Origin of the sequence: Polynucleobacter sp. HIN8 (genome assembly GCF_030297615.1) — a bacterium.
In the GTDB taxonomy this organism is placed as follows: domain Bacteria; phylum Pseudomonadota; class Gammaproteobacteria; order Burkholderiales; family Burkholderiaceae; genus Polynucleobacter.
The window spans coordinates 712,749-734,104 of record NZ_AP028139.1 but is presented as its reverse complement, the minus strand read 5'-3'; the positions used below and the strand labels follow the sequence as shown (position 1 = coordinate 734,104).

Below are 21,356 nucleotides of genomic sequence, written 5' to 3'. Positions count from 1 at the left end.
TTACACAAGGGTGATACCGCTATTCTTGAGTGGAACGGTACGAACGCGCTTACCGGTTGCACGGTAATACGCATTGAGTACGGCTGGAGCAGCAACAGAAATGGTGGGTTCACCAATTCCACCCCACTCTTTTCCACCACCTTGAATAATGATCGTTTCTACTTTTGGCATTTGCCGCAAACGAATCGACCCAAAGGTATCAAAATTGGTTTGCTCGATGCGCCCATTTTTGACGGTGCACTCTTCTTCAAACAATGCCGAGAGGCCATAAACAAAGGATCCAGAAACCTGACGCTCAATTTGCGCCGGATTTACCGCATAACCAGGATCCGTGGCAGCAACGATCCGATGTATCTTGATCTTATTGCCATCGGTGACCGAGATTTCACAAGCGGCCGCCACAAAACTACCAAATGATTTTTGCTGCGCTATTCCTCGGAATACACCAGCGGGCGCAGGTTTTGTCCAACCAATTCGATCGGCCACCGCATTGAGAACGGCCAAGTTGCGTGGGTAATTGGCTGAATACTTGCGTCTGAATTCGACTGGATCCATTCCAGCATATTCTGCCAGTTCGTCCATGAAGCATTCCATAAAGACAGCATTCTGATTGATATTGACGCCCCGCCAGAAACCCGGTGGCACATGCGTGTTCCGCATGGCATGGTCAATCGTCAAGTTAGGGAAATCATAGCTAATGCCATGCTCTCCACCTTTTGCCACGCCCTGGAAAACCAATGGATCCATGCCTTTATTCTGGGCAACCACCGCAGGACGAACGGCTGTCAAGATGGACTGACCTGAGAGGCGCATATGAACACCGGTTAGATTTTTCTTATCATCAAACGTTCCGGTCATCCTGCACATCATGATGGGATGGTAACGACCCTGGGTCATATCCTCTTCGCGAGTCCAAATGAGCTTAATGGGGGTACCAGGCATTTGTTTTGCGATATTGACCACTTGGGTTGTGTAATCCTGAAACGCCCCGCGTCGTCCAAATCCACCACCGAGATTGACCTTGATTACATCGCATTTATCTGCTGTTAGACCAGAAGCTGCGATCACGGCTGCAAGAGATGCCTCACCATCTTGTGTGGGGACCCAGGCACGGCATTTATCCGCAGTCCACAACGCAGTTGCATTCATGGGCTCCATCGGAGCGTGGTTTAAGAATGGATAAAAGAATTTGGCTTCAATTTTCTTTGAGGCATCCGATGCTGCTTTTTTAAAGTCGCCATTGGCATTACCAACAAAGGTTTCGTTGGCATTTAATCCCTCCTCAAGACGCTTCAGAATATCAGCCTGTTGAACATTGGCATTGGCACCTTCGTCCCAAACGATGGGCAACTGATCCATGGCGACCTTAGCCTGCCAGAAGGTGTCTGCAACAACAGCGACAGACGTATCACTAACCTGCACTACCTTTTTTACACCCTTCATGCTGGCTACTTTGCTAGCATCAAAGCTTTTTAACTTACCGCCAAATACTGGGCATTCTTTAATCGTAGCAACTAGCATGCCAGGCATTTGCAGATCAATTGCATAAACCTGTTTGCCGGTCACTTTATCGGCCAAGCTATCAATGCGGTCCATCGACTTACCAATCACCTTCCAGCGCTTGGGATCTTTCAGCTCAATGCTCTTAGCGTCAGGCACAGGCAATTTCGCTGCAGCAGCGGCGACTTTTCCATAACTGATAGTTCGACCGCTAGCCTGATGGGAAATGACGCTATTGGAAGCCAAGCATTCTGCAGCAGGAACACCCCATTGATTCGCTGCTGCTTGAACTAGCATGATGCGCGCTGCAGCACCGCCTTTGCGAACATAATCTTCAGAGGTACGAATACCGCGACTGCCACCAGTGGAGAATGATCCCCATACACCTTTACGCTTTAGGCTCTCTCCTGGGGTCGGATAATCAATCGTAATTTTCTTCCAATCGCACTCCAACTCCTCGGCGACTAATTGAGCTAAGCCAGTAATGGTGCCCTGACCCATTTCAGAGCGAACTACACGAATAATCACGGTGTCATTTGGCTGAATCATCACCCAGACCCCGATTTCAGGGGGCATTGCCGCTTGCGCTGTGGAGGCTTGAGCACTTCCAATCACGGCTGGGAACTCCAAACCGATTGCTAATCCAGCGGAAACTGCACTGGATCCGACAATGAATTGGCGGCGAGATAAATTTGGTACAGGTGCATTCATCGTATTCTCCTTAAGCCTTAGCGGCGGCATGAACCGCAGCCCGAACTTCTTGAAAGGTTCCACAGCGACAAATATTGGTCACTGCCGCATCAATATCGGCATCGCTTGGCTTTGGATTGCTTCGTAGTAAAGCGGTGACTGCCATCACCATGCCGGTCTGGCAATAGCCGCATTGCGGGGCTTGTTTTTCAACAAATGCCTGCTGAACTTTGCTGAGCTTGCCGCCTTGGGCCAAGCTCTCAACCGTCTCAATCTTTTTACCTGCTGCAGCACTAACGGGCAAGGCGCAGGAACGGACCGCTGCACCATCCAATAGTACGGTACAGGAACCGCAGGCTGCGATACCGCATCCATACTTCGTTCCAGTTAATCCGATTTGCTCACGAATCACCCACAATAATGGGGTGTTAGGATCGACATCAACCGATCTTGCCTTGCCGTTCACGGTTAGCTTTACCATGCAGGTCTCCTTGCATTTTATTTGACTTATTGAAATTCCTCTTAGATCAGAGGGTTTTAAGAATCATATACCAAATAGTAAAAAAATAAATGGGGGCTAGTTGGGAAAATCGGTTTCGATCAATGTATTTGATAACGCATTGAATTCAATAAAATTTTCTGTTTCATCATAAAATTCTAATACGGGTCATCAACGATCTCAACACCAATCAATTCATCTAAATTCATGGCCCAAACTCGATTCTTAGTCGTTATCCTTGGCGATCAGCTCAACCGGGATGCGAGCGCATTTGACGACTTTGATGTGAAGCAAGACGCAGTATGGATGGCAGAAGTCGATGAAGAATCGACCCACATTTGGTCTTCAAAGCAACGCATTGCCTTATTTATTAGTGCGATGCGACATTTTGCGCAAGCATTGCGCAAGGAAAAGATTAACTTACATTACAGCGAGCTGGGTGACCCGAACAATACCCAAAGCATTGAGGGTGAGCTTGCCAGAACCATTGCCCTATGCAATCCGAGCCGACTCATTATGACCGCCCCTGGAGATTGGCGGGTTCTTGAGAAAATTAAACAACTGGCATTGCAAACTGGCATTGAACTAGAAATCCGCGAAGATCGGTATTTTTTCTCGACCGTGCGCGAGTTTTTTGAGCACGCCAAAGGTCGTAAGCAACTGCGTCTGGAGTATTGGTATCGCGAGCTTCGCAAAAAGCATCGTGTCCTCATGGATGGCGATTCCCCTGCCGGTGGCGAATGGAACTTTGACTCCGAAAATCGTTCCTCCTTTGGTAAAGATGGTCCGCCACCCATACCACCACCACTGCGCCTCAAGCCCGATCGCATTACCCAAGAGGTGATCGAACTGGTTGAGAGTCGGTTTGCATCGCATCCCGGTTCGGTAACTGCAAGTGCTTCTGACTTTGGGTGGCCGGTCAATCGGCAAGAGGCTCTGCGTGTCTTAGATGACTTTATTCAACATCGTCTACCTGAGTTTGGCGTGTATCAAGATGCCATGTGGACTGATGAGCCATGGTTATTTCATTCGCATATCGCAAGCGCCCTAAATCTAAAATTACTATCCGCTCAAGAGGTGGTGAAGGCTACAGAAGAAGCCTATCGTCAAGGTCGGGCACCAATTGCCGCGGTTGAGGGATTTATTCGTCAAATCTTAGGCTGGCGTGAATATGTCCGCGGTATCTATTGGATGAACATGCCAAAGTACCTTGAACTCAATGCGTTAAAGGCCAATCAACCGCTACCCGCATTCTTCTGGGACGGTAACACCCCAATGCATTGTTTATCGCAAACGATTACTCAGAGTTTGCGCACGGGCTATGCACACCATATTCAACGACTAATGGTCACCGGTCTCTACGCCCTACTTCTTGGGGTCAAGCCAAAGGAAATTCATGCTTGGTATTTAAGTATGTATGTGGATGCTGTCGAGTGGGTAGAGCTACCCAATGTCATTGGTATGAGCCAATTTGCCGATGGCGGATTAATGGCCAGTAAGCCTTATATTGCAACGGGTAAATACATTGATCGCATGAGTAATTATTGCAAGCACTGCGCATTTAAGCCTGATCAATCTACTGGTCCTAATGCCTGTCCATTTACCACCCTATATTGGGATTTTCTAATTCGTCATGAAAGCGCCATGAGTAAGAATCCACGCATGCTCATGCAGGTTCGCAATCTCGCACGCATGACCGATCAAGCCAAGTTGGCAATTCAAGACAAAGCTTCAGAACTTCGAGACAGTCAGGCTGGTAAATAATCCCAGCGATCAAATCGGGCGGCTTGGCCCACCCTCGCTCCATTCGCATCGATTAAATTCCATACCGTTGCATTACGGATCCAAAACCGTTTACCGCCCTTGGATATCCGAATACCGGAGTAATCATCGATAAAACCAAACTGTTGCACACGCTGCAACAAGGATTGGCGCTCGTCTTGCAAGACCGGCTCTGCCGATTGACGCGATGGAATCGAGGTGATTTCTGCCCAAGTCATTTCAAATGCATTCTGAGCCATCCGATTGGCGTAGGCAAAAATTGGGTCTGCGCAGGTATCATGCGCCACCACCGCAAAAGGGGCTTCGTAGAGCATTTGCGCTGCATTCTTTGAACTGGTTAATTCAATGCAAGACTTACCTAGAAAATGCTGATAGCTATCCAATATCAACCAAGCCTCGATGGGCATAAATTGATTATTCGGGCCTGGTTCAATGCGGGAGAATGGCATGCCAAGCCTTATCGGCCGAGCAATGAAATAATTTTGTAGCGGCCGTCACTACTAATAAGCTTTAAGGTGTACTCTTCAATGAAAACAGCATCACTGAGTTTTGGGAAATAAAATTCAAACGACTTGCCCTTTGGTTCGTCAGCAACGTAGGCCAGTTCTTTGACGGGATCGATTTTTATTATTCGGTACATAAACACTAGGCAATACAAACAAGCTTGTAATACTAGAATTCAAAACTAAACATAAAATATCCAGTTTCATTCTACAGGCGATTTGGGAAATAATGCAATCAGTCAATCCTATGGACTATTCAATCGAAGTTGATCAGCAAACGATTTGGATGAAGAACCAAAACACCACGATCGCTTACTGCCGGTATTCTAATAACGGTGATATTGAGTACATCTATGTTCAACCCATGTACCGGTTAATGGGGTTTGGACGCAAGCTAGTCCAGGAGGTCCAACGAATAACTGGTCAAGTCGGCGTGCCTCATCAGCCTGTTTCGCCCATGGGGCAACGTTTTTTTGCTGCACTCGAGAAATATTCTTAATGAATACCATTAAGAAAATTTATCTAAGTTGGATTCTTCTTGTTTTTAGCAGTGCTGCAAGCGCAAACTCAATCGTTGATTTACGTAATCAGACCACCATTAATCAGGAGCGATTGATTGCTGAGCTAATCAGCGCTGACTATATTTTGCTGGGTGAACTTCACGATAACCCCCACCACCATGAAGCACGCGGTCGATTGATTGCTGTAATTGCCAGCAAAAAATATGCAGCGGTTGTTGAGTATCTGCCAACCGGTCCATTAGTCCGATGGACTGGATCGACTCTACAGTCGCTGGAGCAAGCAGGGTTCTCCCCAAAAGCGTGGCCATGGAAGCTCTATCAACCCCTATTTGAAGCGGTTCGAGTATCTGGCTTACCGCTCTATGGCTCCAATCTAGATCGTTCAATTTCTAAAACCATCTTCTCTGGTGGGTCCATTCCGGCTGCGATGGAATCGGATTACCAAAAAAGTGCTTTGACAGGTGAGGCAAAACGCAGTCTTGAGAACGATTTGATCGACGGGCATTGTGGCAAGCTTCCCGCCCAGTATTTAGAACCCATGTTTCGGGTGCAGCGCTTGACGGACATCTCGATGGCACAGATCATGATGCGCCATTCCCCTGCAATTCTGTTTGCCGGTAATGGCCATGTTCGCAATGATTATGGGGTGCCCCAAGTTTTAAGATTTCTTGAGCCCTCTAAGAAACGCGTGAGTGTTGGTTTTGTTGAAGAGGATCGACGTGACCCTAAAGCACTGGCGGAGCTGGCCAAACTCTATGATTTTGTTTGGATTAGCCCCAGCATCGAACGTGCCGACCCCTGCGCTACCCTTCATTTTGGTAAATCCGAATCCTCTAGGTAGTACGCATCGGCAACAAATGCCGGGCCTTTCATTAAATACACGATAAAGGCACATAAAGCGGCAGTGAAAAGCATTGTCCAGAAGAAGATGAGTCCCGCTATTAAATAGAGCTCCCAGAGCTTGGATGATCCGCTGGGCTCTAAGCCGTATTACAAAATGGCGAGCGGTATAACAAATATGCAGGTGCCATAGAACATCAGCTTTGGCGTAAAGCGCAAAATGACCCACTCAAAGCCAGGCGGTTCTCGACGTGATGGGGGAAGCCTCTTTAACCAGTTCATCGTTTGATCTTAATCGATCGCCCTTGAATTTTCACGGGCAGAGCCCTATATTCCTTTCGCAGGACTTTTCCTGACTTTTTTAATCATCAATAAAGGAGTCTTTATGTCAAATTCCAATCCAGCGAATGTGCGTTATTCCATCGCCGATTGCAAAGCGTCACTCGACAAAAATAATCACCATCCCCGCTATAACCATAGCATTCGCGAGTGCGATCAATCGATTCGCGCCGAGAAGAAGTAAGCCAATCCCTGTAGCCCCGAGTTTGAGCTTGGGGCTTTCTTCGGCATAATGGGCTATGTCAATTCGTCTAGAAACCATTAGTACTGGACTGGTAAAACCCATATGGGTTCGCGATGACAATGAGCTTCGCACAATCATGTCAGGTATTTACAAAACGCCGATTAGTACACTGACTAATCCTCAATTAATCGAAGTAACAAGAGCCGGAATTGTTGGCGATGAACAAGCTGATCCCCAAGCTCATGGCGGGACTGAAAAAGCCCTCTATATGTATCCACAAGAACACTATCCATTTTGGTCCTCGCTTTTTTCAGAAGCTAAAGGCCAATCCATCCATTTAGAGCACGGCTACCTTGGTGAAAATCTAACGATTAGCGGATTAAGCGAGCACGATGTCTACGTTGGTGATCGCCTTCGCATTGGAGCCGTTGAATGCGCGGTTACTAAATTACGCGAGCCTTGCTATAAATTCACTGCGAAGACGGGTGTTGCAACAGCGGCAAAGGCAATGATCCAAGATGCTCGCAGCGGTTGGTACCTTCGGGTTCTTCAGGCCGGATTCCTAAAAGCCGGTGATGCAATTACGGTCATTCCCGGGCCTCGCGAATGCTCAATCGCCCAACAAAATCGCGCACTACTTCATCGAGGTGATTGATTAATTCGCTGAACCAGTTTTAAAGCAAAGGGGCCGATGGCGCCTGATATTGCATGGCGATTTTTTGCAAAGATTCGATATGCCAGATTCAAGATGGGTCTAAAAGTTTTTCTTGAAAAAATCCAAGCCAAGATCGGTAAATTAGCGCGCCGATAAGCTTCTGCAAATACAGGGACACCATGAATCGCAGCCTGCCCCTCAATTTGTCCAACCATCTGATCGAGCGCAGCCTGACACGAGACGCCAACGCGCTCTGGATCGAATGCACTGCTATTGACATCAATAAATTGGAGTAATTGCCGTTGATTGCGTCTTTGTAAATAAAGAATCTCTGCCTGACAGAGTGGACAGGCGCCATCATAGAACAGGGTTAGCGGTAACAGGGTTTGGCTCATACAATAGATCGAATTTAAATTCCATTGTCCTGTAAATGCGCTTTTTTTTCTTCCTACCCCTTATTTTTGCTCTGATGGCATGTAGTCAGGCTGATTACACCACTTGGAACTGCGTTCCTGAGAACGACTCCAGCAAAAAAGTAGTGATGGTTTTGCAGCAATCCACCATGAAGATTAGTGATCGCCAGTTGCGCTTTTGTGGAAGCCTTGGTCTAGTCAGCTACTTCGATGAAAACTGCAAGGTCGGTGACGTCAAAGCGTCCATCGCACAATTAATTCAGAGCGAATCACGCTTAGCCATCGGCTCTGAGCAATACCGCTGTGAAAAGCTCTAGACCTTAATCGGAGCGCTTTAGCAAAATCTGTGCGGTCATTTTTCCGGCAAATACTAAGTCCATCTCCAGACCATCATTAGCGGACTTAATATCAACGCCATCTTGACTCGCTGGTTTAGTTTCTTGAACTGCAAGAAGCTTATCTGGCCATGAGAACTTCATGTTTGCGGTCATGGGTAAATAGCCATCAAAGAGTCTGCGCATCAAGGGACCAGCATTGAGTTGATAAAGACCATTACCAAGAGAATCCAGCGCTTTTGACTGCAAATCAATGCAAATCGATCCACCTTTTTGTACCTCACTTAAGGTCACGCGATTGTCTCTGACCTCAGCCATTGCGATGCCATCCATGGTCCGCACTTGAATATCCCGGATTCGGTCTTTGTTAAACAGAATGACCACCTTACGAATTGGATCTAATTTTTTATGGCAGGTCTGAATTTGTACCAAACCAGAATCAAGACTGGTCTCTAGGATCGTTACCTTCGATTCATAGGTATATGAATTGGGATCAGGCTTGGTTTTCAGAAAACGGATCTGTCCCTCACCAACCACATCGGCAAGACCCGCTGCTGATACACTGATGGGTAAAACAAAAAGGCACACAGCCAGGTGTGTGCCCCATCGGGTCATGATTGATCGCATTCGATCAGAGCAACATTAATAGATTTTTTTACTCAAGCGCTGATCACGCTTTTCAATCATCAACTGCAAAAACCACTCTCCTCGCTTCATGGGGGAAGCCATCATATTTTGTATGAACGACTGAAAACAAGCTGCAAAATTCTGGTTTTTCATAGCGAAACCTTTACTTTGAATAAATAATGATTTGATTGTAGCTAGTTTTAAGGTAATTGACCAACGCAACGACCCAGCTTTATTCCTAAGTCATCGCAAGGCCTTGACCACTTCCAAAATGGCCGATCGATTTCGCCTCATGAAACCCCGAGTGGTGGAGTAAATTCAGAACTTGGTCTTTAGCTTCAGGTGCGCAGGCAATCAAGAGACCGCCGCTGGTTTGCGGATCGGTCATTAAATGCTGTTGCCACACTTCGATAGCCGGACCAAACGAAACCTCGCCCCCATAGCCTTGCCAATTACGTGTAGACGCTCCGGTATAGATATCTTCTTTAACAAACTCCACTGCCTCGGCAATGACTGGAATATCATGCCAAGTCAAGTTAGCTTGAAGATTAGCTCCACGACTCATCTCCAAAAGATGCCCTGCTAAGCCAAAGCCCGTGACATCCGTCAAGGCATGAACCTCTGGCATTTTCGAGAGTGCAATGCCTGGCTGATTTAGCTGCGTTGTATAGGTAATCATCGCCTCGTACCCTTTAGCAGAAAGACGTTCTTTCTTTAGTGCGGCACTCAAAATACCGACTCCAAGGGGTTTACTCAAAATAATTACGTCTCCAGCTTGCGCACCGCTATTGCGTTTTAAGTTGGCTGGATCAACAATGCCAATCGCCACCAAGCCATAGATGGGCTCAACGGTATCAATGGAATGCCCACCAGCAATCGGAATACCCGCCGCATGGCAAACCGATTCCCCACCCGCAATGATTCTCTGAATCACCTCTAGAGGTAATACATTAATTGGCATACCAAGTAATGCCAGTGCAAATAGGGGTTGAGCGCCCATTGCATAGATATCTGAGATCGCATTGGTGGCCGCAATTCGACCAAAATCATAGGGATCATCGACGATTGGCATAAAGAAATCCGTAGTGGCCACAATCGCTTGGTGATCATTAATTTGATAAACCGCGGCATCCTCATTATTTTCTGAGCCCGCTAACAAAGACTCTGGAATCATTTTGAGGGGTGAGGCACGCAAGATATCACTTAAGACACCAGGCGCAATTTTGCAGCCGCAGCCACCTCCATGCGAGAGTGAGGTCAGGCGGCCGTTATATGCATTGAGAGTCATGAGTTATTCACGAATTATTTTTGAAACAACTTTTTGATGTTGGTAATGGCATCCTTACCGTATTGCTGCGCACTGTCGGTGACATTCCGTAATGTATCCGTCGCGATATTCAAATAGGTGTTGACGCTTTTGAGCGCAGCATTCTTCACCACGGGAATAATGGCATCGATAATTTTTCCAACCGCTTCTTTAGTTCCCGCCCCATCCTTACCAGTATCAATATTAGTGATTTGAATGTCATCTAACTTAAGGTTAACGCTTGTACCTAAGATTCTCATATCCTGATAAATTAGATCCGCCCCCTGAATATCAAACTGCTTAATTAAGATGCGTGGCTGCTTAGAATCGCCGGCTTTACCTGCTTTGCTTTGAGCATCTTCTTTTTGATTGGTTGAACTGTATTGCTTTGCATTATTTTGCAAAACCGATAGATTGTCAGAATCTTTGGTTTTGACATACTGCACACTAGGCTGGCTCAAGAGCACTCGATCAATGACAACCGAATCGAGTTTAGACTCCTTCGGATTAAGTTGAATCTCGATCAACCCCGCTTTAAATGCATGAGTCCCTGCAAAACCCGGGGGATTTGCTACTTCAAGATTAGTGATGCTTGCACGGGTTTGACGCAAGCTAATATTGACCTCGCCAACGGTTACCTTTGTTCCCAAGGATTGCGTGGCGTAGTTCTCAATTGAGCTCTTCACATAGCCATCTAATTTACTAACCGTGTAATACGCAACACCAATGGCAATTGCTATCGCCAATCCGATCAAGAGTACAAGCATTTTGAGAATTTTCATTATCAGAATTGAGTCATAACAGTGCGCACTCTGCTATTTTGACATTTGTTTTAATTTCATGAGCAAGATGCTCAGGGCAAACAGGAAAGTCAACGCATTGGTCACAATTAAGGGCCAACTCTCAATCACAATCCCATAAATGAGCCACAATCCCACCCCAAGGGTAAACATGCTGTACATGCCCACCGAGATGCCTGAGAGGTCTCTTGTTCGCCAGGATTGAATGGCCTGAACAAGAAAGGAAAAGGTGGTCAGTAAAGCAGCGAAGTAGCCAATGATGTCAATATGAAACATCTTGGCATCTTAGCCGATTGATGAATGGCTTAGCTGATACGGCCGATTGCGCAACTCACAAATGATTTAGCGGTCGCAATCCCTTTATCAAGACCCGCTACAGATCCCTTTTCAGGGTAGCCCATACTCAGCAACTTATCGACAATCTGCTGGCGCAAATTAGAGTCGGCATCCAGAACAACGGCTCGGTTTGCATGATCGACCGTGACTGCTTGAACTCCAGAAATCGCTTTTAAGCCTTTGACGATGGTGTTCTCACAACCGCCGCATTTTAGGTTCTCAATTTCAATGGTTAGATTTGCCATAGAATCCTCCGGTAATTTCTTTAAGTATGATCTTTTTTTTGGGTTTTGGTTTGATCTAGATCATTATTTATGAGGCGGCCTTGAGTTGCGCTGCTAGATCAATAAAGTCTTTGGCATGGTAGGTCGTCCAGGACTCTTGCCCAAGGTCTGTTCGGGTTACCTTTGGTCCAAACTCATTAGGGCGTTCAATAAATGCCGTTTGGAGACCGCATGCATGAGCCGCTTCTAAATCGTCTTTATGGGCAGCCACCAACATCACCTCGTGTGGCTTTAAATCAAATGTTTGGCAAACGCCTAAATAGGTCTGCGGATCCGGCTTGTAGTGGCGAAATACTTCGGCCGAAAGAATTAGATCCCAAGGTAAGCCGCCATTTTTTGCCATATTAGCAAGTAGGCCTAAATTACCATTGGACAGAGTGACGATCGTAAAGTCTTGTTTTAGGAGTGTTAAACCACGCACCGTATCCGGCCATGGTTTTAATCGGTGCCAGGCGAGATTGAGATGCTTCTTTTGGGCTTCTGTCAGATGATCAATTTTTAGCTCAGTCAGCACTTGATCCAAGATCATTCGATGTAGATCATCAATCCGAGTCCAGCCGAGCTCGCCACTACGAACTCGAGCCATGGCAGGCTTATAGCCAGATCGCCAGGCACTGGCAAAGGCAATAGGGTCAGCTTGGGGCAAGAGTTGGGCAACCTCAGCCGCAATTGAGCCATGCCAATCCACTACGGTTCCAAATACATCAAAAGCCAGTACAGTTGGTTTCATCTTGGGGTTTGGGTTTGGGTTTGATTAGAATCATTCATAATAGACAAATACCAAGCCTCTCCGATACAGTCAATCGTATTAACCTTTAAAAATACATCATGCCCATTATTACCAATATTGAAGACTTGCGCGTTCTCCATCAAAAACGCACTCCCAAAATGTTTTATGACTACGCAGACTCGGGTTCTTGGACCGAGTCCACCTATCGTGCCAATGAATCCGACTTTCAGAAAATTAAGTTACGTCAACGGGTGGCTGTCAATATGCAAAATCGCACCACCAAAACGACGATGGTCGGCCAAGAGGTAGCAATGCCAGTTGCGCTGGCGCCCACTGGCTTAACCGGTATGCAATACCCCGATGGGGAAATTTTGGCAGCACAGGCTGCTGAGAAATTTGGAGTCCCCTTCTGCTTGTCAACCATGAGCATTTGCTCGATTGAAGATGTGGCCGAACGAACCACGAAACCATTTTGGTTTCAACTCTACGTCATGAAAGATCGTGGTTTTATTGAACGCTTAATTGAACGGGCCAAGGCTGCTAAATGTTCGGCACTCGTACTCACCTTGGACTTGCAAATTTTAGGTCAGCGTCACAAAGATATTAAAAATGGTTTAAGCGCACCACCGAAACTCACGATTCCAAACATGATCAATATGATGACCAAACCGCGTTGGTGCATGGGGATGCTGCAAACGCCACGTCGCACCTTCAGAAATATTGTTGGTCATGCCACCGGCGTTGGGAATATGTCCTCCCTGTCATCATGGACTGCCGAACAATTTGATCCCGGCCTCAATTGGGGTGACGTTGAGTGGATTAAAAAACACTGGGACGGCAAATTGATCATTAAAGGTATTTTGGATCCAGAAGATGCGCGGGCTGCCGTTGGATCGGGGGCTGATGCGATTGTGGTCTCGAATCACGGTGGCCGACAGCTCGATGGTGCAATGTCGAGTATTCAGGCACTACCACCAATCGTCGATGCGGTTGGTAAGGATATCGAGGTTTGGATGGATGGCGGCATTCGTTCTGGTCAAGACGTTCTTAAAGCATGGGCCTTAGGTGCCCGCGGTACGATGATTGGTCGCTCGTTTCTCTATGGTCTTGGCGCCATGGGTGGGCCTGGCGTTACAAAATGCTTAGAGATTATTCATAAGGAGCTGGATCTTACGATGGCATTTACTGGCCACCGTGATATCCACAATGTCACCAACGATATTTTGGTGCCTGGTACTTACTAAGTTATTTCTTCGCGTTTGGGAAAAAGAGCTGCTCACCGCCTACTTTGTAGGAGGCAATCGTATCTTGACCTTCTTTTGAGGTAATCCAGTCCACGAATGCCTGGCCTTCGGCTTTTTTCACATTGGGGTGCTTGGCAGAGCTCACCAACATCACGCCATACTGATTAAAGAGCTTTGGATCGCCTTGCACCAGAATAGCTAGATCACCGCGGTTCTTAAAGGTAAGCCACGTTGCCCGGTCCGACAAGATATAACCATTCATGCCGGATGCTGTATTTAATGCAGGACCCATTCCAGAGCCAGTTTCTTTATACCAAGGTAGATTCGCTGACACGGCAATGTCCGCACCCTTCCAATACCGCAACTCGGCTGCATGGGTACCACTCTTATCGCCTCGAGAGACAAAGGTTGACTTACTATCGGCGATTTTCTTGAGCGCTGCTTGAATATCTTTACCTCCAGTAACTTTAGCTGGGTCACTTTTCGGTCCGAGTAATACAAAGTCATTAAACATGACTTCAGTGCGCTTATCGGCAAAGCCTTCAGCAACAAATTTTTCTTCAGCGACCTTGTCATGAACAAATACCACATCAGCATCCCCTCGACGGCCAATATCTAAAGCTTGTCCTGTGCCAACAGCAACGACTTTCACCTGAATACCTGTTTTCTTCTCAAACGGTGGCAGGATGTGGCCAAATAAACCGGATTGTTCCGTCGAAGTGGTCGAAGAAACAATGATGCTCTTTTGTGCATACGCAGCTGTGGACAGCAAGAGTGAGAGGGTCAGTACCGAAACAATGGCACGAAGATTTTTCATGATGATCAATAGTGAGTTGAAAACGTTTTATCATCAAGAGATCGATTTAAATAATCAATATGCAAAAATATTCATATGAAGCTCGTGATCCAACCCACCCTCCTCCTGAAGACCCCAAATTACCATCAGCGTACCCTCGACTTAACGCATATTGGTAATTTGTTGCGCAGTGTGGATCAGGGGCGTACCCTTGCAGCTGCTGCAAAAGATCTCAATGTCTCTTATCGAACGGTTTGGAATGAACTGCGAGAGGCTGAACAAGAACTGGGCTGTAAGCTATTAGAACGGATTAAGGGGCACGGCTCAAAAATTACTCCCGCCGGTCAATTACTGATTCATTCGCTCGATCGCTTGGATTTACAGCTTTCAAATGAGACTCAGCGCTTAGCTGCGGATATTGGCGAGAAGCTCTCCAAACATCTTGAAAAAATCCTTGATCGCTATATTTTTTGCACCAGTAACGACCCACTCATTGAGCAAATTCATTCAAAATTTGATGAAATTGACTATAAAACGATGGGGTCTGGACATGCCCTGGATCGACTGATCGAAAATAAAGCAAGCATTGCAGGTTTTCATGTATCGGATCCTGCTGAAATTAAAGCGATCGAAGACCACCTCCGCCGCGCTGGTCTGGTGACCGTCCCCTTAATGCAGCGCGTTCAAGGATTATTGTTAGCAAAAGGCAATCCGCTGAAGATTCAATCCATCCGAGATCTTGCTCGGCCCGAGGTGCGTATGATTAATCGACAAAAGGGAGCGGGTACACGTCTATTACTTGATCGACTCTTAGAGCGCGAAGGCCTAAAGACCAAACTAATTAAAGGATATGGGCACGAGGAGTTTACTCATAGCGCTGTTGCGACCAGCATCTTAGCTGAACAAGCCGACGTCGGAATTGGGTTGCAATACATCGCCAAAGAGTACAAGTTGCACTTCATTCCACTTGAGACTGAAACGTTTTACCTTGCCATGAAACCAGAGTTCAGGCGCAATAAAACCTTGATCGCATTCATTAAAGCCATCCAGAATCGTTCCAATAAAACTCCAGGGTATAAAGCGCTTAAATGAATCGGCTAGTTATTTTCAGGCAATCGATTAATAGATTAGTGGGATCAGTTTCTTGGTGCGCCGTTGGTAGTCCTTATAGTCTGGAAACTTTTCCAATAGCCACTCTTCTTCTTTGCGGGACTTCATGTCAAAGAAGAGTAGTAATGCGAGCGCCACAATAAAGGTATACCAATTTTGCACAGTTGCTGCCCATCCAAAACCCAGAATAATCACCCCAAAATAAATGGGATGGCGCACCATCTTGTAAATTCCTGTCTGAATTAATTCACCGTTTTGCTTGGGTTTTGGTAGTGGGGTCAAATTGGGGCCCAAAGAAATGGCAGCCCATATAGCAATTCCAAGACCGAGGTAGAAAAAAGCCCTACCAATCAGCCACAAGGGATAATGGATTGTCTCTGGCTTACCAAGCAGATCGGCCGGACCAAAGAATAGTGCGATTAATAAAACTGCTTGAATGAATACGTAGATCGCGCCACGATCGTGCTTGGTTTTACTCATTTAAGTCTCAAGCTCTCTAAGGTATTGGAAAATCTCGCGATAGGCTTTTGGAGGTTTATTGGCCTCGCGTTCCTTCTTGGCATTTCGAATCAGAGTACGAATACTCTGAATATCGAGCGCAGGATACTTAGTAATTAACTCCTGCAAGGCCTCATCACTTTGCAGTAAGCGTTCGCGCAAACGCTCTAAACGATGTAACTTGGCAGTTTCGACCCGACCAGGCCCTTCAATGACTTCAAGTTGTTTCTTGATGGCTACAATATCCTCATCGGATAATGCGCGCATGCGTTTACCAAGGTATTGCTTATGGCGCCGAATCCCCTCAAAGGACCGAACCTTTGAGGTCTGTGCAATCGCATCGCGCAAATCTTCATCGATTGGAATGGACTTTAACGCATCACTTGTGAGGGTGCTTAAAGCCTCAGCTAATTTTTGGCGCTCGGCCATTTGACGTTTGAGCTCTGATTTACTGGGTGGTAAATCATCGTTTGCGATTAAAGGATCAATTTCAGCCATGTCCCATTCTACTGAATGGTTCAATCCGATTAAAATCAAGCATTATTGATTGACTCCCCCTTTTGCCTTCATGGAATATCAAGACTATTACAAAATACTCGGCCTGGAACGGGATGCGACGCCTGATCAGATCAAACAGGCCTATCGCAAACTAGCTCGCAAATACCATCCCGATGTGAGTAAAGAGACGGATGCCGAAAAACGCTTCAAAGAAATTGGTGAGGCTTATGCAGTTCTAAAAGATCCAGAGAAAAAATCTGCCTACGATCAAATGGGTAATAACTGGTCGGGAGGTCAAGGTTTTAATCCCCCACCCAACTGGGATTCTGGATACGAGTTTCGAGGTAATGGTTGGGGTGATCATGCCAATCCTGACCATAGCGAGTTCTTTGAGTCCATTTTTGGGCGCCGCGCCCAACAAGCCAATCAACAAAGTGCTCAACTCAATATTCCGGGTGAAGATCACCATGCCAAGATTGAGATTGATTTAGTTGATTCCTATCTAGGTGCGCAGCGGAGCATTGGACTCAAAATGCCCACACTCGACGATCAAGGTCATCTTCGCATGCAAGAGCGTACTTTAGAGGTCAAGATCCCCAAGGGTATTCGAAGCGGTCAACATTTGCGCCTTGCTGGTCAAGGAAGTCCTGGATTTGGCAATGGCAAAGCGGGTGACCTCTATTTAGAGATTGTGATCAAACCGAACCCCTACTTCAAAGTTGATGGTAAAGACGTTACGGTGGAGTTAAACCTTGCTCCCTGGGAGGCGGCATTAGGGGCAACGGTAGACCTCTCCATTCCAACTGGCAAAGTTGAACTGAACATACCTGCCAACACCATGGCGGGTAAGAAATTACGCCTGAAGGGCAAAGGCATTCCGAGCCAAGAACCAGGTGACCTTTATGCAACCATTCGATTGGTTACCCCACCAGTAACCACCGATGCCGATAAAGAGTCCTACCAGGCGATGGCAAAGTCCTTTGCCGCATTTAATCCACGCGCAAACGTATAGGAGCTATCCATATGAATACCAATCGTTCTGTATTGCTAGAGGGGGTGGTGGTTGAAGAGCATCTGCATCTAAGTGTTACTGAAATCTGTCAAGCATGTTCAATCACTCATACGCATATTGAAGAATGGGTGGCCGAAGGTGTTTTGCAGCCACAAGGTTCAAACCAGAGTGATTGGCGCTTTACCGGTCACTCCTTGCGACGCGCCAAGATTGCTAGTCGTTTAGTTCGAGACCTCGAAGTAAATACACCGGGCGTTGCTTTAGCGCTTGACCTCTTAGAGGAAATCGAAACGCTTCGCAAACAACTCAATCAGCCGTAGTTATTGCAAGGCCTCTTGGGCAGCAAGAACGCCACTACCCTTGAGCTTGATACCAAAACGGTTCATGCCCATTTCGCATCCACTGATAGCAGCAAGCAAAGATAACTCATTGCAGTCACCCAAATGCCCAATGCGGAATAATTGACCCTTCACCTTACCTAGGCCCGTTCCAAGGGACAGGTTATAGCGCTCAAAGATTAATTTGCGCAGGGCATCAGCATCCACACCCTCTGGGGTGCGCACGCCAGTTAATACAGGCGAGTAAACCGCTGGGTCCTTACACTGCACTTCCATTCCCCATGCCTCCACTGCTGCGCGGCAAGCTTTTGCAAGACGCTGATGGCGAGCGAACACATTGTCCATGCCTTCATTCAAAATCATCTCGATCGCTTCGTGTAAGCCATAAAGTAAATTGGTCGCAGGCGTCGAGGGCCAATAACCCGTCTTATTGGACTCCAGAATTTCATCCCAAGCCCAATAGGCTTTTGGCAAGGTTGCGCGCTTACTGGCTTCTAGCGCTTTTGGTGAAACCGCATTAAATCCAATCCCAGGGGGAAGCATCAAGCCCTTTTGTGAGCCGCTCACAGTGACATCAACGCCCCACTCATCATGACGAAAATCTGCCGAGGCAAGGCCCGAGATCGTATCGACCATTAAGAGTGCAGGATGTTTTACCGCATCAATGGCCTTGCGCACAGCGGCGATATTGGATGTAACCCCTGTTGAGGTCTCGTTATGAACCACACAAACTGCTTTAATTTGATGGCCTGTATCTGCCTTTAAGCGCTCTTCAATTTTTGCAGCGTCAACTCCATGACGCCAACCCTCTGCACCCGGTAAGCCAATGAACTCCGTTTTGATTCCTAAACGTTGAGCTAACTTATTCCAAAGGGTTGCAAAATGACCAGTCTCATACATGAGAACGAGGTCACCCGGTGATAAGGTGTTCACAAGAGCACCCTCCCACGCACCAGTGCCTGAGCTGGGATAAATAATCACTGGATGCTTCGTCTTAAAAATGGTTTGCATACCAGCCAATAACTGAAGACCTAACTCACCAAACTCAGGGCCGCGATGATCAATGGTTTGATAACTGATGGCACGCAAAATCCGCGAGGGAACCGGACTGGGTCCTGGAATGTGTAAAAAATGTCTACCCGATGGATGTTGGTCAAGTTTCAGCATATTTTGTCTGTCGTTGTCGTTTTAATTGGCAATGGCTTTAAAAAAGCGAAGCCCCATTTATACCAGTTTCAGCGCTGTTTTGCCTTGACCTGTATAGGACATTGGCTATCAAGCCAATTGGATGCAATAGCCTGTCAATCCAGGCTGACAGGTAGCAAATAAGAATCACAACTCAAATGATGTGTTGGTCGTGAACCCTAGAAAAAGTAAAGGCGCTAAAGGAGGTTTACTCCAAGCGCCTGCAAGCTGCCTTTGCTGTCTTAAAGATTGAAAAATAATTACTTTGCTGTGATCTTATCCATCGCAGCTTCGAGGTGTGTGATGGCACGCTCAATATGCAAAAGCTTCTCTAGGCCAAATAGCCCGAGTCGGAAGGTTCTAAACTCGGGACCCTCGCCGACTTGCAACGGAACACCCGCAGCAGTTTGCAAACCAACTTCCATAAACTTCTTACCGGACTGCATATCTGGATCAGTGGTGTAGCTGACCACAACACATGGCGCTTGATATCCAGCCGCGGCTACGCTCGGAAAACCCTTACCAACCATTAAAGCTCTTACCCGGTTACCTAACTCAATCTGTTGCTGCTTGAGGTAATCAAATCCATGGGACTGAGTCTCCTTCATGGCATTACGCAAAATCTTTAGCGCATCCGTTGGCATCGTGGTGTGATAAACGTGTGCACCCTTTTCATAGGTTTCCATGATCTGCAACCACTTTTTAAGATCAATCGAGAAACTATTACTTTGGGTTTGCTCAATTTTTTGCCGTGCGCGCAGAGAGAGACCAATCAAGGCACAACATGGGGAACTACTCCACCCTTTTTGTGGGGCACTAATTAAGACATCAACCTTACTGGCTTTCATATCAACCCACATCGCACCAGAAGCAATGCAATCCAATACAAATAGTCCATCGACCGATTCCACTGCGTCACCAATGGCTCTTAAATACTCGGGAGGCAAGATAATCCCAGCAGAGGTTTCAACATGGGGAGCGAATACGACATCAGGCTTTTCTTTTTGAATAAAGGCAACAACCTCCTCAATCGGAGGAGGTGCAAACGCACCCTGAGCAGTATGCTCAACTTGGCGACCCTTAATAACGTGCACATCTTGGGTGAACTGCTCGAGATCAAAAATTTGCGTCCAGCGATAACTGAACCAACCATTACGAAGAATCAAACATTTTTTGCCAGGAGCAAATTGCCTAGCCACTGCTTCCATGCCGTAGGTCCCACTTCCAGGAATCACAATGGTTGAATGCGCTTGATAAACATCCTTAAGAATTGCTGAAATGTCGGTGATCACTTTTTTGAATTCCGCCGACATGTGATTTAAAGAACGGTCGGTGTACACCACCGAGAATTCCAATAGACCATCCGGGTCTACATTGGGCAAAAGGCCTGGCATGCAAATTCCTTCTTATTTAGGCTAAATTAATGATTACGTGTTAAACCGTTATTCTAATTGTTTTAAACCACTAGGGCCGATATGACCGCCAAGCCTCGGAACCACGAACCTCAGAGCCTCAAAGAGACTTTGTATCGGGTTATTTTTGAGTCCGATACCCGTGCCGGTCGACTGTTTGACCGGATTCTGATCTTTGTCATTCTGTTCTCAATTTTGGTAGTGGTGCTCGATAGTGTACAAAGCATATCGGCAAAATTTCATACCATCCTCTTTTCCTTGGAATGGTTTTTTACCTTCATCTTCACCATTGAATACATTGCACGACTCTACTGCGCTCCTGATCGACGCAAGTATGCGCTAAGCTTTTTTGGAATCATTGATCTTGTGGCATTTCTACCCACCTACCTCGCGCTCTTCTTTCCCGAGTTACATTCGCTCATCGATGTTCGCATCTTGCGCCTTCTGCGCATATTCCGAATCTTCAAGCTTACTAGTTTCTTGGTTGAATACACCCACCTAGCAAATGCCCTGGCTGCCAGTCGGCGCAAAATCATGGTGTTTCTATCGGTTGTGCTAATGATTGTGATGGTGATGGGAACGCTGATGTATGTGGTTGAAGGTCCAGAGCATGGGTTCACTAGTATTCCAATAAGCATTTATTGGGCGATTACAACCATGACCACCGTTGGTTTCGGTGACATCACCCCAAAAACTGATTTGGGAAAATTGATTGCCTCGGCCATGATGCTGATGGGCTGGGGCACATTAGCTGTTCCAACTGGAATTGTGACCAGCGAAATGGCATTGCGTCGTCATCGGCCAGATTTGGATCCTCGAACCTGTCCGAACTGTTTAGCCGATGACCTCAATGCAAGCGATAAATACTGTCGAGCGTGCGGGGTTGAGCTTCCCTCCGACCACCACAAGTAATTCGCTT

At 46.7% G+C, this 21,356-nt stretch carries 27 protein-coding genes; 11 read left to right on the top strand and 16 right to left on the bottom strand.

Going from position 1 to position 21,356, the window contains the following annotated elements; translation table 11 throughout:
* Positions 1-2,211 carry a xanthine dehydrogenase family protein molybdopterin-binding subunit gene (locus QUE65_RS03895; protein WP_286282031.1) on the bottom strand — a complete coding sequence of 737 codons (2,211 nt, stop codon included), beginning with the start codon at positions 2,209-2,211 and terminating at the stop codon, positions 1-3.
* A 10-nt stretch (positions 2,212-2,221) separates the two neighbouring features.
* Entirely contained in the window at positions 2,222-2,671 is a 450-nt protein-coding gene (locus QUE65_RS03890; RefSeq protein WP_215372067.1) for a (2Fe-2S)-binding protein, read from the bottom strand.
* Between the two features lie 225 nt (positions 2,672-2,896).
* On the opposite strand from QUE65_RS03890, the gene QUE65_RS03885 reads away from it, so the two are divergent.
* On the top strand, positions 2,897-4,453 hold the full coding sequence (locus tag QUE65_RS03885) for a cryptochrome/photolyase family protein (RefSeq protein ID WP_286282030.1): 1,557 nt from the start codon (positions 2,897-2,899) through the stop codon (positions 4,451-4,453).
* Here QUE65_RS03885 and QUE65_RS03880 read toward each other — a convergent pair.
* Entirely contained in the window at positions 4,438-4,920 is a 483-nt protein-coding gene (locus tag QUE65_RS03880) for an MEKHLA domain-containing protein (RefSeq protein ID WP_286282029.1), read from the bottom strand. The two genes, QUE65_RS03885 and QUE65_RS03880, sit on opposite strands and share 16 nt — an antisense overlap.
* A gap of 8 nt (positions 4,921-4,928) precedes the next feature.
* Positions 4,929-5,111, bottom strand: coding sequence for a hypothetical protein (locus QUE65_RS03875; RefSeq protein WP_286282027.1), 183 nt, complete (start codon positions 5,109-5,111; stop codon positions 4,929-4,931).
* 110 nt (positions 5,112-5,221) lie between these two features.
* Between QUE65_RS03875 and QUE65_RS03870 the strand changes: the two genes are divergently transcribed.
* From QUE65_RS03870 to QUE65_RS03855, 4 genes are all read left to right on the top strand, one after another.
* Positions 5,222-5,473, top strand: a complete 252-nt coding sequence (locus QUE65_RS03870) for a GNAT family N-acetyltransferase (protein ID WP_286282025.1) — start codon at positions 5,222-5,224, stop codon at positions 5,471-5,473.
* The gene (locus QUE65_RS03865; RefSeq protein ID WP_286282023.1) at positions 5,473-6,336 is read left to right on the top strand and encodes a ChaN family lipoprotein; all 864 of its coding nucleotides are present in this window, start codon (positions 5,473-5,475) and stop codon (positions 6,334-6,336) included. Before QUE65_RS03870 ends, QUE65_RS03865 begins: the two co-directional genes overlap by 1 nt.
* A gap of 384 nt (positions 6,337-6,720) precedes the next feature.
* Entirely contained in the window at positions 6,721-6,858 is a 138-nt protein-coding gene (locus QUE65_RS03860; RefSeq protein WP_215372058.1) for a hypothetical protein, read from the top strand.
* A gap of 55 nt (positions 6,859-6,913) precedes the next feature.
* Positions 6,914-7,513 (top strand): MOSC domain-containing protein, encoded by a 600-nt coding sequence (locus tag QUE65_RS03855; protein ID WP_286282021.1) that lies wholly within the window; start codon positions 6,914-6,916, stop codon positions 7,511-7,513.
* Here the strand turns inward: QUE65_RS03855 and QUE65_RS03850 are convergent.
* Positions 7,498-7,908 (bottom strand): thiol-disulfide oxidoreductase DCC family protein, encoded by a 411-nt coding sequence (locus QUE65_RS03850; protein WP_286282020.1) that lies wholly within the window; start codon positions 7,906-7,908, stop codon positions 7,498-7,500. The two genes, QUE65_RS03855 and QUE65_RS03850, sit on opposite strands and share 16 nt — an antisense overlap.
* A 35-nt stretch (positions 7,909-7,943) precedes the next feature.
* Between QUE65_RS03850 and QUE65_RS03845 the strand changes: the two genes are divergently transcribed.
* Positions 7,944-8,243, top strand: a complete 300-nt coding sequence (locus QUE65_RS03845; protein ID WP_286282019.1) for a hypothetical protein — start codon at positions 7,944-7,946, stop codon at positions 8,241-8,243.
* 3 nt (positions 8,244-8,246) lie between these two features.
* On the opposite strand, the gene QUE65_RS03840 is transcribed toward QUE65_RS03845, so the two are convergent.
* From QUE65_RS03840 to QUE65_RS03815, 6 genes are all read right to left on the bottom strand, one after another.
* Complete coding sequence (locus tag QUE65_RS03840; protein ID WP_286282018.1) at positions 8,247-8,888, bottom strand: hypothetical protein; 642 nt, start codon at positions 8,886-8,888, stop codon at positions 8,247-8,249.
* 238 nt (positions 8,889-9,126) lie between these two features.
* On the bottom strand, positions 9,127-10,176 hold the full coding sequence (gene selD / locus QUE65_RS03835; RefSeq protein WP_286282017.1) for a selenide, water dikinase SelD: 1,050 nt from the start codon (positions 10,174-10,176) through the stop codon (positions 9,127-9,129).
* A 14-nt stretch (positions 10,177-10,190) separates the two neighbouring features.
* Positions 10,191-10,976: a DUF748 domain-containing protein gene (locus QUE65_RS03830; RefSeq protein ID WP_286282016.1), complete on the bottom strand. Its 786-nt coding sequence runs from the start codon at positions 10,974-10,976 to the stop codon at positions 10,191-10,193.
* Between the two features lie 33 nt (positions 10,977-11,009).
* On the bottom strand, positions 11,010-11,270 hold the full coding sequence (locus QUE65_RS03825; RefSeq protein WP_215372045.1) for a SemiSWEET transporter: 261 nt from the start codon (positions 11,268-11,270) through the stop codon (positions 11,010-11,012).
* 29 nt (positions 11,271-11,299) lie between these two features.
* Complete coding sequence (locus QUE65_RS03820; protein WP_215372043.1) at positions 11,300-11,575, bottom strand: heavy-metal-associated domain-containing protein; 276 nt, start codon at positions 11,573-11,575, stop codon at positions 11,300-11,302.
* 67 nt (positions 11,576-11,642) lie between these two features.
* A complete protein-coding gene (locus QUE65_RS03815; protein WP_286282013.1) occupies positions 11,643-12,344 on the bottom strand; it encodes a haloacid dehalogenase type II in 702 nt (233 codons plus the stop codon).
* Positions 12,345-12,442: 98 nt separating this feature from the next.
* Between QUE65_RS03815 and QUE65_RS03810 the strand changes: the two genes are divergently transcribed.
* Positions 12,443-13,588 carry an alpha-hydroxy acid oxidase gene (locus tag QUE65_RS03810; protein ID WP_215372039.1) on the top strand — a complete coding sequence of 382 codons (1,146 nt, stop codon included), beginning with the start codon at positions 12,443-12,445 and terminating at the stop codon, positions 13,586-13,588.
* A gap of 1 nt (position 13,589) precedes the next feature.
* On the opposite strand, the gene QUE65_RS03805 is transcribed toward QUE65_RS03810, so the two are convergent.
* Complete coding sequence (locus QUE65_RS03805; protein WP_286282010.1) at positions 13,590-14,405, bottom strand: ABC transporter substrate-binding protein; 816 nt, start codon at positions 14,403-14,405, stop codon at positions 13,590-13,592.
* 75 nt (positions 14,406-14,480) lie between these two features.
* On the opposite strand from QUE65_RS03805, the gene QUE65_RS03800 reads away from it, so the two are divergent.
* On the top strand, positions 14,481-15,476 hold the full coding sequence (locus tag QUE65_RS03800) for a substrate-binding domain-containing protein (protein WP_286282009.1): 996 nt from the start codon (positions 14,481-14,483) through the stop codon (positions 15,474-15,476).
* A 27-nt stretch (positions 15,477-15,503) separates the two neighbouring features.
* On the opposite strand, the gene QUE65_RS03795 is transcribed toward QUE65_RS03800, so the two are convergent.
* Positions 15,504-15,974, bottom strand: a complete 471-nt coding sequence (locus tag QUE65_RS03795; protein ID WP_215372034.1) for a methyltransferase family protein — start codon at positions 15,972-15,974, stop codon at positions 15,504-15,506.
* Positions 15,975-16,490 carry a ribosome biogenesis factor YjgA gene (gene yjgA, locus QUE65_RS03790; RefSeq protein ID WP_286282005.1) on the bottom strand — a complete coding sequence of 172 codons (516 nt, stop codon included), beginning with the start codon at positions 16,488-16,490 and terminating at the stop codon, positions 15,975-15,977.
* Positions 16,491-16,560: 70 nt separating this feature from the next.
* Here yjgA and QUE65_RS03785 point away from each other — a divergent pair, with 70 nt between their 5' ends.
* Both QUE65_RS03785 and QUE65_RS03780 read left to right on the top strand, forming a co-directional pair.
* On the top strand, positions 16,561-17,502 hold the full coding sequence (locus tag QUE65_RS03785) for a DnaJ C-terminal domain-containing protein (RefSeq protein ID WP_286282003.1): 942 nt from the start codon (positions 16,561-16,563) through the stop codon (positions 17,500-17,502).
* An 11-nt stretch (positions 17,503-17,513) separates the two neighbouring features.
* On the top strand, positions 17,514-17,822 hold the full coding sequence (locus QUE65_RS03780; RefSeq protein ID WP_286282001.1) for a chaperone modulator CbpM: 309 nt from the start codon (positions 17,514-17,516) through the stop codon (positions 17,820-17,822).
* On the opposite strand, the gene QUE65_RS03775 is transcribed toward QUE65_RS03780, so the two are convergent.
* Together QUE65_RS03775 and QUE65_RS03770 are read right to left on the bottom strand one after the other, a co-directional pair.
* Entirely contained in the window at positions 17,823-19,007 is a 1,185-nt protein-coding gene (locus tag QUE65_RS03775; RefSeq protein ID WP_286282000.1) for a pyridoxal-phosphate-dependent aminotransferase family protein, read from the bottom strand.
* A 278-nt stretch (positions 19,008-19,285) separates the two neighbouring features.
* Positions 19,286-20,419, bottom strand: a complete 1,134-nt coding sequence (locus QUE65_RS03770) for an alanine--glyoxylate aminotransferase family protein (RefSeq protein WP_286281999.1) — start codon at positions 20,417-20,419, stop codon at positions 19,286-19,288.
* An 81-nt stretch (positions 20,420-20,500) separates the two neighbouring features.
* On the opposite strand from QUE65_RS03770, the gene QUE65_RS03765 reads away from it, so the two are divergent.
* Complete coding sequence (locus QUE65_RS03765; protein WP_215372021.1) at positions 20,501-21,349, top strand: ion transporter; 849 nt, start codon at positions 20,501-20,503, stop codon at positions 21,347-21,349.
* Positions 21,350-21,356: the final 7 nt, after the last annotated feature.